12 protein-coding genes are annotated in these 13,440 nt (G+C 54.7%); 1 reads left to right on the forward strand and 11 read right to left on the reverse strand.

Annotated features, from left to right (window positions below; translation table 11 throughout):
- Positions 1-49 precede the first annotated feature (49 nt).
- The 5 genes from SHIM_RS08350 to SHIM_RS08370 are packed head-to-tail and all read right to left on the reverse strand — an operon-like array spanning position 50 to position 4,349.
- The gene (locus SHIM_RS08350) at positions 50-1,330 is read right to left on the reverse strand and encodes an ABC transporter substrate-binding protein (RefSeq protein ID WP_054002199.1); all 1,281 of its coding nucleotides are present in this window, start codon (positions 1,328-1,330) and stop codon (positions 50-52) included.
- 46 nt (positions 1,331-1,376) lie between these two features.
- A complete protein-coding gene (locus SHIM_RS08355; protein WP_054002200.1) occupies positions 1,377-2,303 on the reverse strand; it encodes a 3-hydroxyacyl-CoA dehydrogenase family protein in 927 nt (308 codons plus the stop codon).
- Positions 2,304-2,306: 3 nt separating this feature from the next.
- Positions 2,307-3,092, reverse strand: a complete 786-nt coding sequence (locus tag SHIM_RS08360) for an SDR family NAD(P)-dependent oxidoreductase (RefSeq protein ID WP_054002201.1) — start codon at positions 3,090-3,092, stop codon at positions 2,307-2,309.
- A 3-nt stretch (positions 3,093-3,095) separates the two neighbouring features.
- Positions 3,096-3,452: a cupin domain-containing protein gene (locus SHIM_RS08365; RefSeq protein ID WP_054002202.1), complete on the reverse strand. Its 357-nt coding sequence runs from the start codon at positions 3,450-3,452 to the stop codon at positions 3,096-3,098.
- A 60-nt stretch (positions 3,453-3,512) separates the two neighbouring features.
- Positions 3,513-4,349: a cyclase family protein gene (locus SHIM_RS08370; protein WP_206541359.1), complete on the reverse strand. Its 837-nt coding sequence runs from the start codon at positions 4,347-4,349 to the stop codon at positions 3,513-3,515.
- Positions 4,350-4,563: 214 nt separating this feature from the next.
- Here SHIM_RS08370 and SHIM_RS08375 point away from each other — a divergent pair, with 214 nt between their 5' ends.
- Positions 4,564-5,319, forward strand: a complete 756-nt coding sequence (locus tag SHIM_RS08375; protein WP_054002204.1) for an IclR family transcriptional regulator — start codon at positions 4,564-4,566, stop codon at positions 5,317-5,319.
- A 482-nt stretch (positions 5,320-5,801) separates the two neighbouring features.
- On the opposite strand, the gene SHIM_RS08380 is transcribed toward SHIM_RS08375, so the two are convergent.
- The 6 genes from SHIM_RS08380 to SHIM_RS08405 all read right to left on the reverse strand — a co-directional run bounded on the left by SHIM_RS08380 (position 5,802) and on the right by SHIM_RS08405 (position 12,752).
- Entirely contained in the window at positions 5,802-7,325 is a 1,524-nt protein-coding gene (locus SHIM_RS08380) for a mannitol dehydrogenase family protein (RefSeq protein ID WP_054002205.1), read from the reverse strand.
- Positions 7,326-7,370: 45 nt separating this feature from the next.
- Positions 7,371-8,375: an ABC transporter ATP-binding protein gene (locus SHIM_RS08385; protein ID WP_054002206.1), complete on the reverse strand. Its 1,005-nt coding sequence runs from the start codon at positions 8,373-8,375 to the stop codon at positions 7,371-7,373.
- A gap of 9 nt (positions 8,376-8,384) precedes the next feature.
- The gene (locus SHIM_RS08390; RefSeq protein ID WP_054002207.1) at positions 8,385-9,218 is read right to left on the reverse strand and encodes a carbohydrate ABC transporter permease; all 834 of its coding nucleotides are present in this window, start codon (positions 9,216-9,218) and stop codon (positions 8,385-8,387) included.
- An 11-nt stretch (positions 9,219-9,229) separates the two neighbouring features.
- Positions 9,230-9,976: a carbohydrate ABC transporter permease gene (locus SHIM_RS08395; protein ID WP_446740602.1), complete on the reverse strand. Its 747-nt coding sequence runs from the start codon at positions 9,974-9,976 to the stop codon at positions 9,230-9,232.
- Between the two features lie 344 nt (positions 9,977-10,320).
- Entirely contained in the window at positions 10,321-11,604 is a 1,284-nt protein-coding gene (locus SHIM_RS08400; protein ID WP_054002209.1) for an ABC transporter substrate-binding protein, read from the reverse strand.
- Positions 11,605-11,720: 116 nt separating this feature from the next.
- The gene (locus SHIM_RS08405) at positions 11,721-12,752 is read right to left on the reverse strand and encodes a LacI family DNA-binding transcriptional regulator (RefSeq protein ID WP_054002210.1); all 1,032 of its coding nucleotides are present in this window, start codon (positions 12,750-12,752) and stop codon (positions 11,721-11,723) included.
- Positions 12,753-13,440: the final 688 nt, after the last annotated feature.

A 13,440-nucleotide genomic window follows, 5' to 3' on the forward strand; every position in this document is an offset into this window, starting at 1 on the left:
CTTGAAGTAAATCCGCGGCGCCAAAAAAGTATGGCGCCGCGCAAATGCGTTAGCCGAGCAGTTTAAGGTCGGCTGTGACAGGGATTTGAGGTGCCGCCGAATTGGCGACGATTTCCAGCTCAAAGCCGCTGTCGCCCTTCTGCCACTGACCTGCGACTAGAGGCGTCTTTGTGACGTTGTTGATCGGGCCGTTGGACCAATCGACAGGACCTACAATTGTGTCCAGCAGCGTGCCGGCAATTGCGGCTGTAATTGCCTTGGGATCTTCGAGATCTGCGGCGCGTTTCACCACATCTGCCACCACTTCAAACAGCGCGTGCTTAAAGCCGATCGGCTGCGTCCATGGGCGACCGCTGTCTGCGGTATAGCCCATGGCCAGTTCTTTGGCCGAAGCGCCCGTCAGTGAAGAGGCAAACGGATGGTTTGGTGACCACCAAACCTCGGAGCTGAGCCCGTCGCCGCGATCTCCTAGGCTTTCGATGACGGATGGGAACAACAGGGCCTTGCCGATCGTCACGATCTTGGGATTAAAGCCCTGCTGGGCCGCTTGCGCCCAGAACGTGGCAAAATCTGGTGGGATCATATTGCCGGTGACGATTTCACAGCCAGCCTCTTTGAAGGCCGCAATATAGTTTGAGAAATCATCTGACAGCGGTTGATACCGACCCGGATCGACCAAGTCATAACCAGCTGCCGCCAAGGGCGTGGGCAGGCCCAGTTCCGGATGTCCCCAAGCGTTGCCGTCTGCGTCGTTGGGGAACAGCCCGCCGACATTTTTGGCGACGCCGCTGCCGCCCCACATGTCAAGAAACGCCCCGATGACGTCCTCAAGTCCCCAGAAGAAGTGATACGTTGAGGCAAAGCCTTCGCCGGGCACGCCGTTGCGGCCAAAGAAATATGGCTGCCACGGACAATCGGTTGTGATGCACGGCACTTCGTTGATCTCGGCCTGATCGGCGACGGGGTTCACGGTGTCTGGCGTTGACGCCGCGACAATGATGTCGACTTCTTCGCCAAGGATCAGATCCGCGGCAACTTCGGCGGCGCGGTTCGGGTTGGACTGACTGTCCTTGGAGATGATCTCTACGTTCCAGTTTTTGCCGTTGTTTTGCAAACCGGACGACAGCGCGGCCTCAATTCCCTTGAGCACAAAATCGTCGGCCTCGGCAAAACCGGCCAGCGGGCCGCTGCGTGGGCTGACATGGCCGATTTTGAGCGTTGGTGTGGCAGCATAGGCCCGCGTTGATTTGAGCAACGCAGGCGCAGCAATCGCTGCTGTTGCCCCGGTCAGAAACGCTCGCCGCGTAGGTGTTCTGAATATCTTGGTCATGTGGTGGTCCTCCCTTATCCCCAGCCTCCCCGCCGGGGTTTCTGATTTATGTTTCCAGAATGGTCTCTAGTTTGGTCAGATGGCTGGCGACTCGCGCCCGCACATCGTCGGCTTCCTGCTGGGTCCAGGTGCGAAACCCCTGACCTGATTTCATGCCAAGCTTGCCGGCCTCGACCAGCCCTTGCAGATACGGCGAAGGGCCTTGTCTCGCTTCGAGATCAAAGAGCACGTTTTCGTGGATATCGAGCGTCAGATCCGTGCCCACCAGATCGGCGTTCTCCAACGGGCCAAGCACGGCCAGACGTCGACCAAAACTGGATTTGATCACCGTATCTACGGCCTCGGCGTCGCAAATGCCGTTTTCCACAAGGCTCACCGCCTCGCGCCACAGCGCATGTTGCAAGCGATTGCCAATGAAACCCGGCACATCTTTGGCCACCATTACCGGAGTTTTTCCAGCGTCAGCCAACAGATCGAACATGGTTTGTGCCACCGCCGTATCCGTCCATTCGGTTTTCACGACTTCGACAAGCGGGATCATGTGTGGCGGGTTCCACCAATGGGTGCCAACTGCGCGGTTTTTCAAACGCAGATCGCTCATGATCTCTGTGATCGGCATCACCGACGTGTTGGACGCCAGAATGCAATCATCCGGAGCGTGCGCTTCGATCTCCGCGAAAATCGCTTTCTTCAGCGTCATCTTTTCAGGCGCCGCTTCAAACACCACGTCGGCGGACGCAACGGCTTCGGCGGTGCTGACTTCGACGTTGATGCACGCTATGGCGCTTGGTAATTCACTGTCTGCGCAGCCCATGTCGGCCATGCTTTGGGCAATACGGTCTTTGACGGACTCACGCGCCGCGTCGACTGGGTCCGTGATCGCCACTTTGTGACCCGCCCGCGCCAAGGTGAGCGCGATACCGTGACCCATCAGGCCGGCGCCGATTACCGCGATGTTTTTGCTAGTCCCCATGGGTCAGCCCGCCGTATATCCACCGTCGGCATACAAAATATGCCCGGTGTAGAAATCGGATGCCTTGGAGGCGAGGAACAGCAGCGGCCCGCCCAGGTCTTCGGGCTCACCCAACCGTCCTTTGGGGACGCGCGCGAGAAACCCGTTGCGTACTTTGGTAGCTTCTTCGGTGTCTTCGTACATCCATGCCGTCAGCGGTGATCTGAAGACGGTTGGCGCAATGGCGTTGACGGTGATCCCTGTGGGACCAAGTTCACATCCAAGCGCCTTGGTGATGCCGTCCACTGCCGCCTTTGACGCGCAATAGGCGGTATAACCGGCTGGATGACCCAGCAAGCCGCGTGCGGAGGAGACGAGCACAATTTTCCCGCCATCACCTTGGGTTTTCATCTGTGCAGCTGCCGCGCGGGCCAATAGCCAGCTTTGTGTGACATTGGCGTCCATCACGGCGCTGAAATCTGACGGCGTCATGTCATTGATTAACGCCACTTTGTTCATGCCAGAGGCAACAACGAGGATATCAAGCCGCCCAAAACCCGCCACCGCTTCGGCGATTAGGGCTTCACAAGCGTCTTCATCGTTAGGGCGGGTGTTTACGGTTACAACAGCCGCACCGATCTCGCGGCATTCTGCGGCGATCTCATCCAACGCAGTCTGGTTGCCAGCGGCCAATACAAGGTTGCAGCCCGATCCGGCCAAAATGCGGGCGGCGACCATGCCAAAGGCGCCGGAAGCGCCAGTAATGAGGGCGACGTCATCCTTAACGTCAAACATTGAAAGCGGGTTCATGGCTTATGCCTCTTGCTTGGTTTCTGGCGGATAGGGGATCACAACGAGCATGGTGCAGGTGTCATTGCGTCGGTTTTCGATTTTGCGGATCTCGCCGGGCGGAATGGTGCAGCTGTCGTGTTTGCAGAGCGTGGTTTCGACGCCATCTATGATCACGGTCATCTCGCCATCCAAAACGACATAGACCTTCTCGAAAGGCGTGGAGTCCGGACCAGCCCCGCCGCCGGGCAAAAACTGGCTCAACCCGACCCATTGGTTGGTGGGGCCACCTTCTTCAAACCCTTGCAGCCGCAACCCATGACAGCCGAAATGGTTGGGGGCCTCATAAGGCTGTGCATCCTGAAAGCGTTTTACGTGCATCTGCGCATTCCTTCGAAAAAGGCCGCCGCCTAGGCAGCGGCCAGTTGGGAGTGGTGTTGCTTAGAAGCCTTCGCCGGGTTCGATGCGGTAGCCTTGGCCTTTGTCCATCATCGCCACGAGGCGAATGATGCAGCCGTCGCCGCGATCCCAGTTCCAAGGGAAGAACGCGAAGGTACAGCGTTTTCCGGTGACCGCATCCAGATCGCCGCCGACATTCTCGATGCCGAGAATTCCTTTGGAGAACAGAAGGTTGTGAACAGGTTCCCACTCGGGGAAATCAACGTCCCAAGGAACGCCGCCGGACCATTCGAGATATTCTTGCTCAAGATGCGGCAAAATCGGGCCGTTGCGTTGTGGACCGATTGCAGTCGCCAAGGGGTGGTCATTGGCCTGTGTATCGTGTCCAACAACTTTGACACCCTTTTCGATCATCCATTCAGCGGCAGAGGACACGAGGCCGGGGCAATAGGCAAAATAGTCGCCGTCCTCATATTGCTTGTGCCAACCGGTGTTGATGATCAACACATCACCCGGTCGGATCGCGTGACCGCACGCTTTCTCAAGGTCGTCGCCCGTGATCTTCTCCCACTTCTTTTTGGGGATCGACACAACCAAACCGGACCCAAAGAAATGCGGCAGCGGCACTTCGTCAATGAACGGTGTGCCGGGGACAACGTGGGCCGGCGCGTCGATATGCGTGGTCACGTGCATTGTGGTGGTGATTGTTTGGCTCAGAACACCGGACTTGGCCATGTAGTGCTTTCGGTCAATCTGAACATCTTTGAAATAGGGCCAGTTCGGGCACTGGAACCCATAGCGGTGGCTGAGGTTATAAAACTCCAGCCCCATGTCGTTGTCAGTGTTTCCCTGAAACTCAATGCCGCGAACTTCTACCATTGGGCACATCTCCTCTGTTCGCCGACCAGCGGCGTTTTCGATTGCAAAATGTCAGGGTGGCTCCTCCCACCTGTCTCGCATAGTGATGCATATGCACCGTATCGCGGTCAACATGTAAATCACAATACGGTTGACATGACCCGCATTGCGGTACAGTAGTGTGTGGCGTGACGAAGTAAGAGGCGCGTACACTTTCTAGCAATCGAGAATTTAAGTGGCTGATACAGAAGACAAAAACTCTAGATCTGGAATTCAGGTCATTGCCCGTGCCGCAGCAGTCCTGCGAATCCTGAAGGATGCTCAAACAGGAATGAGCCTTGGCCAAATCGCAGAACGCGTTGGCTTGCCCCGCTCTACGGTACAGAGAATCACAAGCGCTTTGGCCAAAGAAAACCTTGTCATCGCCGCGCCCCAGGGACGTGGATTGATTTTAGGCCCCGAATTTTCGTCGCTCGCGGGCGCTGCCCCTTACAACATTGTCGAGCATTGCCGCCTGTTGCTGACCGAATTGACGCACAAGACCGGTGAAACCGCTGACCTCGCTGTCATGCGCGGCATTGGTATGGTGTTCTTGGACCAGGTTCCCGGGACGCATCGTTTGACTACAGTTTCGCAGGTCGGTGAGGTTTTTCCTTTGACCACCACGGCAAATGGCAAAGCGTGTTTGGCGCGCCTTCCGCGAGAGGAGGCAATTCCGCTCATTCAAAATGAATGGAGCCGAAATGGCATAACTGGCGACATCGAGGCTTACTTACTTGATCTGGAGAAAGTCGCGCACGAAGGCCTTGCCTATGATTTGGACGAGCATTCAGGAGGCGTGTCTGCAATCGGCTTTGCCTTTGAAGACTGGGCTGGTGATTTACATGCCATTTCGGTGCCAGTTCCCTCGTCGCGTTATGATGCGCAATGCGGCATAATCGAGCGGGCCTTGCGCGAAACCGCGGCCAACATTCAGGCGACTTTCGACTGAAGAAGACTTGGTGTCCACGACGCGGCTCTTCAAATCTTCGGCTTTGGATTGTGGTGTGAACATCCAGTGGACATGCGTTTGATGCGGTGCATGACTGTTTCGCTCGACGGGGTCGACCCAATTCGCCACGACAACGCCTGCCCAAACCCGCACATAATTCAGAAGCCGTCAAACACAGGCAGAAACCAAGAGCTTGAAAGGGAAGGGACAGTTGCAGTGGTTTGAATTGCAGCGCGTCCTTTGCTTCCAACCCAGACGATGTTGCCTGTGCTTTTAAAACGACCATCGCCGCTGTTTGGCCCATCAGTGCGAAGCGGTGATCTCCTGCACGCAGGTTGCCTTGGAGAGCGCAGAACCTAGCTGAAATGTGCTCTCGGGGTGGGCTTATCAAAGTTTCACGCAGGGCGGCAGTTTCCTCGGGCATTTGCGCAAGCGTTTTGCCCGCAAAGCGCTCACCAATGGAGCAGTTTCTTTCATGCCAATCAATTTGGGCTGTACGAGCCGTCTAAGTAGGCCGTAATTGCTGCCTCGCTTCCGGCGTCGCAGATCAGAGTGAACCAGAATTCAAAAGCGCTAGAAAAGCGCGGGTAGTCAGCCAGATCACCATAGATGTGACTTTGCAGTAGCCAGGTTCGAGGAGCGTCGCGCGCCGTTGTGGCAGCCGCGGTCAGCTGCGTCCAAAAGGGATCGTTGGGAGCAATTTTAGATCCGTCTTCACGGGTTCCCCAACACATACGGGCCCACAAAGCCTCAACCAAACTAAGCCCGTCGATGGGGCCTCCAGCAGCTAATGCGTCGCGTAGGATTGGTAAAACAAAACCCGTGTGCCGTGACGATCCGTCGAAGGCCACGCGCCGGGTTGTATCGTGCACTTGCCGGTTGGAAAAACGAATAGCAATGCTAGCGACATAGTCCTTTGGAAGAATGTCTGGCACCGGTGAAACATACGGTGCGATCTCGCTGTGCTGGACCTTGTTAAAAAACGCAAAAATCACCGGATGGTCCATGCAATCTGCTATGGTTTGGACCGACAAAAGCTCACCTACGTTGGCCAATACCTGATGTCCAGCATTCAGGATGCGGATCTTCATAGCTTCAAAATCGTGCACGTCGTCCGTCAGGGTCGCGCCAACTTTGTCCCAGTCCGGTCGCCCGGCGCAAAAGTCATCTTCTATGACCCATTGGCGATAGTTTTCATGGGTCACGGGTGCGGCATCGATGATGCCGACCTTTTCGGCGAGAGCAATCTCTTTTGGGCCGGTCGCTGGTACAATGCAATCCACCATCGAGTTAGGGAATGCGCCGCGAGTTTCGATCCACTTTGCGAGCTCAGGGTCTGAAAGGCTGGCCAGCTTGGTCACCGCTTTGCGGGAAAGTGTGCCGTTGCCTTGAATATTGTCGCAGCTTTGTACCGCGAACGGCTCCAATCCGGTGTCTCTTCGAAGTTTTAGAGCCGCGACCATGGCGCCAAAGACTGTCCGAGGAGCGGTTGGTTGGCGCGTATCATGGCGTATGTCGGCATGATCAATGTCAAATTCTCCGGTGGCCGGGTCAACAAAATAGCCCCCCTCAGTCACAGTGAGCGCGACAATGCGGATACGCGGATCTGCCATCATGGCAATAAGCGCACCATTGCCATCTTCGATCGGTAGAAAGTCGATCATAGATCCAATCACTTCGGCGGAGATGCCTTGCGGATCCAGTTCGATCAGTGTCGTCAGGCAGTCCTGCGCCAACAAACGCTCGCGCATTAGAGAGTCTTGTGGGCGCACGCCGGCCCCGATAATGGCCCAGTCCATAGCCAACCCTTGTTGCATCAAACGATGCAAATACCATGCTTGATGGGCGCGGTGAAAGTTGCCCACACCCACGTGCACAATACCCGGCGAAAGCTCCGAACGATCATAATTTGGCCGCGCTACGCTTGCAGGCAGCGAACCCAATGCGGCATTCGAGAGCACAACGGGTAGGTGCTCCGCACTCGGGTCCTGCGGAGAATCAACCATGGCTGTCCGGCGCCTTAGAGTTTTGGGCGTCGCGTCTTATAGCCGTCATGTGATCCGCAGCCCGACTGCATCAAAGCGATGGATTTTTTCTGCCTTTGGCGTGAGATAAACCGTGTCCCCATGGCGGGCGGAGAATTCGCCATCCACGCGTACGGTCATCGCCTCGCCGCCATCTGTTGGATGCACGTACAAGAAAGTGTCTGAACCCAAATGTTCGGCCACGCCAACCGTGGCTTTCCATGCGCCGTCGGTTGTCGAAATTGCGACGTGTTCCGGACGTACCCCGATAGAATGTGCGCCGAGCTTCGCAGCTTCGTCGCCTTCCAAAAAGTTCATAGTGGGCGAGCCGATAAAGCCCGCCACAAATCGGTTGCAGGGCGTATTGTACAGCTCGAGAGGGCTTCCAACTTGTTCGATCACTCCGGCCTGAAGTACCACGATTTTATCGGCCATGGTCATGGCCTCGATTTGGTCATGGGTCACATAGATCATTGTAGTTTGGAGTCGCTCATGCATCTCGCTGATTTCAAGACGCATGCCGACCCGTAGCGCGGCGTCGAGGTTAGAGAGGGGCTCGTCAAACAAAAACGCAGAGGGATCCCGCACAATTGCGCGTCCGATGGCCACCCGTTGACGCTGCCCACCTGAAAGCTGACCGGGGCGGCGATCAAGGTAATCCGTCAGGTTCAATGCCTTTGCAGCAGCATCAATCCGACGTTCTTGTTCTGCGGCGTCGACTTTGGCCATACGCAACGGAAAGGCGATGTTTTTGCGCACTGACATATGCGGATAAAGCGCATAGGATTGGAACACCATTGCCAGCCCCCGCTTTGACGGCGGCACCTGTGTGGCCACTTCTTCGTCAATGATCACGTCGCCAGAAGTGACTTCTTCCAGCCCGGCAATCAGGCGCAGTAATGTGGATTTTCCGCACCCAGACGGGCCGACAAAAACCGCAAACTCTCCGTCTTCAATTGTCAGATCCAGAGGCGGGATGACTTCGACATCACCAAACTTCTTACTCACTTTATCAAGCACAATGCGTCCCATGATCTTTCCTTATTTCACAGCGCCAAAGGTCAAGCCCTGGACCAATTGTTTCTGACAGAACCACCCGAGGATGATAATCGGACCCACAGCTGCGGCCGAAACCGCAGACAATCGGCCGAAGAACAATCCTTCAGGCGCGCGGTTGCCTTCAATAAGCTTGGAGAGCGTCGCCGCATCGGTGGTGGTGAGCCGGACAGTCCAATAGGCTTCGTTCCAGCAGAAGATGAAGCACAACAGCGCGGTGGACACGATGCCTCCCCAAGCCAGCGGCACCAGAATTTCCTTGAATTCACCCCACGTGTTGACCCCGTCCATCTGCCCTGCCTCGATGATGTCCTTGGGGATTTCCTTAAAGTAGGTGAACAACATCCAAACCACGATTGGCAGGTTGATCAGGCTGAGGACGAGGATCACCAGAAAATGGGTGTCAAACAGGCCGAGTGATTTGGTGAGAAACGTCATCGGATAAAGCACAGCGGCGGCTGGCAACATCTTAGTCGACAGCATCCACATCAACACGTCCTTGGTGGCGCGGCTGGGATTGAAGGCCATTGCATAGGCGCAGGGGATGCCAATAAAGAGTGTGAAAAGCGTGGCCGCGACTGCCGTGATGACCGAGTTCTTGGCAAAGCGCCAGTAGTCGTAGTTCTCGGTCATATTCAGATAGTTTTCCAGTGTTGGTTTGAAAACAAACAGAAATTCTGGCTTCACCGCGTCTGCATCGGTTTTGAAGCTGGTCAAAATCATCCAGAAGATCGGGAAGAAGAACAACAACCCGACAGCCCAAGCCAAGACGGGGCGCCCGACTTTTCCATATTTCGAAGGAGGTGCAACAATTGCCATGATTTTCTCCTCTATTCCATCAACGTCTTGCCAACCATGCGCAGCAAGAAGATCGCGACGATGTTGGCGAGAATGACGGCAAAGATGCCGGTGGCGCTGGCGGCGCCAATGTTGTTGTTGGCGAACTCACCAATTAGGTAGGGCAAATTTTTGTTGCCGTTGCCGCGGCTTACGATCTCGATTTCAGCGTAAAGTGACAGGTGGAAAATCGCTTGGATCATCACCACAATCGCGATCGGACGACCGAGATGCGGTAGTGTCAAAAAACGGAATTGCGACCAAACTCCAGCGCCATCAAGCACGGCGGCCTCTTTCTGCTGTTGGTCTTCTGATTGCAGCGAAGTCATGAATATCAAAACCGCAAAGGGTGTCCATTGCCACGTGACCATCATAATTACCGCATAAGCCGAAGTTTGCGTGGCACGGAAGGAAATCGGTTCAAATTCCGGCCAGAGTGAAAAGAAGCCCCCTACAAGCGGTGCGTTCTGTAAGTTTGCTATAAGGTCGTTGATGCCAGCGACGGCCAATCCATTCAGGCCCAACACCGGATCAAGGATCATATTGATCCACAACACCGCATTTACCGCCGGCATAACGAAAAACGGAGAGATCAAAAGCACTCGAACGATACCCTGACCGGGAAACGCTTTGTTGATCAAGATGGCGATCAGAATGCCTAGAATGACGGTCGCAAATAAAATGCTACAGACAATGAACAGGCTGTTTTGAATGGCGAACCAAAAGTCCTTGGAGTTCATTACGAACTCATAGTTGCCAAAGCCCCGCCAGTTACTCAGGCTTGGCTTTGTCCATTCAGGACGGCGCAAACTATTCAATACGTAGCGGATAAAAGAAAAATAAAGGGTCATCCCAAGTGGGACCAACATCCACACCAAAAGCAGCAAGACCGCAGGCGATTGCAAGAGCCTTGGAAGAGTTCTCGTAGACATGAGGCAGTCCTCCCAGCAAAACGAAGCCGTCGCTTTGCTCGTAAAGTTAAAGGTGCAAAAGATCGGATTTAATTGTCGCTAGTTTGGACACGCAAAACAAGCGACGAATTGGGTTGCCGAGGCCCATCGCAACAGGCCCCGGCGGGGAGTGATCAGTAGTAGCCAGCTTCGCGCATGATCGCATCAGCTGCAGCTTGGGATGCGGCAAGCGCGTCATCCACCGACTTGGCGCCAGACAGAGCTGCCGCCATTTCCTGTGCCACAGCCGAACCCACTTCTGGGAACTCTGGGATCGCTGCAAACTGAACACCAACATATGGTTTCAAATCTGTTGCAGCGGGTGCCGCAGATTCAATTGCTGCCATCTCAGCTGCTGCAAATCCGGCAACCGCTTGGAACTCAGGATAGGCGTAAGTTGAAGCGCGTGTGCCGGTTGGAACCGAGCCCCATCCAAAGTCAGGGTGGTCGGCCACAGCTTTGATGTAAGCTTTGGACGTTGCCCACTCGACGAACGCATGTGCCGCCTCAGAGTTAGGTGAGCCGGCAGGCACAGCCATCGCCCAAGCCCAGAGCCAGTTTGCACCCACTGGGTTACCCGCATTCGGCGATTGTGCATATGCCACGCCGTCAACTTCGAGGAAGGACGCCGCGATTGTGGCGTCAATCCACATGCCGCATTTGCCTTCGTTATAGAGCGCAAGGATTTCGTTGAACGAGTTGCCCTCAGAGCCGGGAGGACCGTAGTTGCCCAGCAAATCTACGTAGAAATTGATCGCAGCCTTCCACTCGTCGCTGTCGATAGTGGGTTTGTAATCCGCATCAAACCACGCGCCGCCGAAGGAGTTAACAACAGTGGTGATAAACGCCATGTTGTCACCCCAGCCTGGCTTGCCGCGCAAACAGGCACCGTACACACCGGTATCAGGGTTGTGAATGGCCGCCGCCGCCGCTTTCACGTTATCCCAGCTGTCGTTGTCCGCAATGGACACACCAGCGGCATCTGTCAGGTCTTTGCGATACATAACCATCGAGCTTTCGCCGTAAAATGGAGCGGCATATAGTGTGCCTTCGTGAGACAGGCCGTTGCGCATCGCCGGCAGCATGTCGTCGAGGTCGTAATCAGCACCAAAATTCAGTGGCTCGATCCAACCCGCGGCACCCCAAATTGGGGCTTCCTGCATGCCGATGTTGATGATGTCGTATTGCCCGCCGCCGGTGGCTGTATCTGACGTGACCTGCTCGCGCAGTACGCCTTCTTCCAGAGAAACCCACTCAAGCTCCACACCGGTTTCTGCGGTGTAGGCTTCAGCAACTTTTTGCATGTTGATCATGTGACCGTTGTTGACGATCGCAATCGTCAGGCTGTCAGCGTAGGCGCCACCCGCTGAAATCAGCGAGAGAGCGGTCGCCGCCCGAATTGTGTTCTTCAAGGACATCCGTTTCCTCCCAATGGTTGGATGTTGCCCTAAAAAGCTACTGCCGAATCTCTCGCTGCGTCAATCGAAATTTAACGCGCGTAAACTTTATTAATTTTACTTCATTAAATCAAATGCTAAGCGGACTCTCTTCGGATCAGTTTGCCTTCAAGCAAGGTTTCCACGCGACGGATTGGGCGCGCATCCGACTCAATCATCTCAAAAAGTGTTTGAGCACTTTTACGTGCAATCGCCTCATAATTTTGGGACACAGTGGTCAGAGTTGGGCACGTATAACGCGAGAAAGGATGGTCATCATGACCGGCAACTCGCAAAGCGTTTCCCGGCCCCGATCCAACCCGCAACCCAAGCTGAAAAGCTGCGGACAGAAACCCAATGGCTAAACGGTCGTTGCTGCAGAGAATGGTGTCAGAAGGCAGATTTCGCTCCGAAATTGCGCGCGTACCATTCTGAAAACCAATTTCCTCGAAATCCCATCCCTCGCCAGGCACCTGAATCAAATGCGGCACATGGCCAAGAGTGTTCATTGCATGCACATAGGCACTTCGTCGTTTTAGCGCGTTCGGGTTAGAGGGCGATTTCATTTCGAAAAACGCGGGCGGCTCACCGGTCTCACAAAGGTAGTCCACCATAATGCCAACACTCTGATTGTTGTCAGACCCGACAAAGGCTTCTCCCACGGTTTCGATATTGGCGTCAAACAGCACAGTTGGCACGTCCGCGCAAAAAGCGCTCAGGCGTTCCGGATCGGACACGCGACCCAAGGGAGCCAGCAGAACCCCGGCAGGTTTGATTACCCGCAGGTTTTCAAGGTTCTCAATTTCCTGATATGGATCACCATGCGAACCAAGCAAAATTGGGCGATATCCAGCCTCCAGAACAAGATTTTCAACGTTCCGTGCGATTTCTGCAAAAAACGGGTCGGCCATATATGGGATGACGATGCCGATGTTTTTAGTTAACCGGCGGTTTTGGTTCATTGCATAGAAATTTGGCTGGTAGTCAAATTTCTCGAGTGCGCCTTCTATGCGAGATCTTGTTGACCGCCGAACACTTGAAGGGTTGTTGAAATATTTGGAGAGCGTTGGACGAGAGATGCCGCTCACAGCGGCGAATTCTTCCATATTCTTGATTTTTGGTTCTTTCATGCGGCTGCGCGCCCTTCGCTCGTTTTCGTCAACCGTAGGCTGCTCATAATTTCTAGATAAGCAGAACCAAACCAAGTTAACAGCAAAGTTTACGCGCGGAAACGTGGATTGTTTTTTGGGGGGGCGCTTGAGAATTGCAAATTCAATTGAACGGGCAAGACTTGGCTGTCAAAAAGCTCGGGTCGTTCCATGTAGTCTTTCGAGGCTCATTCTTTTGCGCGGGAAATGCGTTCCGAGTCCACATAGCCGCTTTGCCAAGCACCAAAACGTGTCCGGTTCTCGAACCCCAAATTTGCCCCAGAAAGTGTTTGGCTCCTGTAGTTGCGGGTTACCGATATGAACTCGAAGTAGCGATATCGGTCCCCTTTTCTGGCCTAGAGAAACCGACTTAATCCAAGTTTAGGAAGACTGAAATTTTCGTAATTGGGTCGATCGGGCCTCAATGGGCAAGAGCGCCGAGTGGTTCCGGAAATTCAAGCCGAACTCCTTAACTGGGGTTGATCAAGTGGAATTGCACGGTCGTGCAAAGCTAAAGACTGCCCTATGAATTCAACCGCCCTCGCTCTAAAAGTGGTGTAGGTTTTGAATGGCCAAGATCGACTTTTCTCAAGAAGCAGGGACAATAGTAGACTATGCGACAGCCCTCGCTACAAAACCCGATCAAAACGCAGGCCACCAATTATTGTGA

The sequence above is a fragment of the Shimia sp. SK013 genome (assembly GCF_001292625.1).
Lineage (GTDB): Bacteria > Pseudomonadota > Alphaproteobacteria > Rhodobacterales > Rhodobacteraceae > Shimia.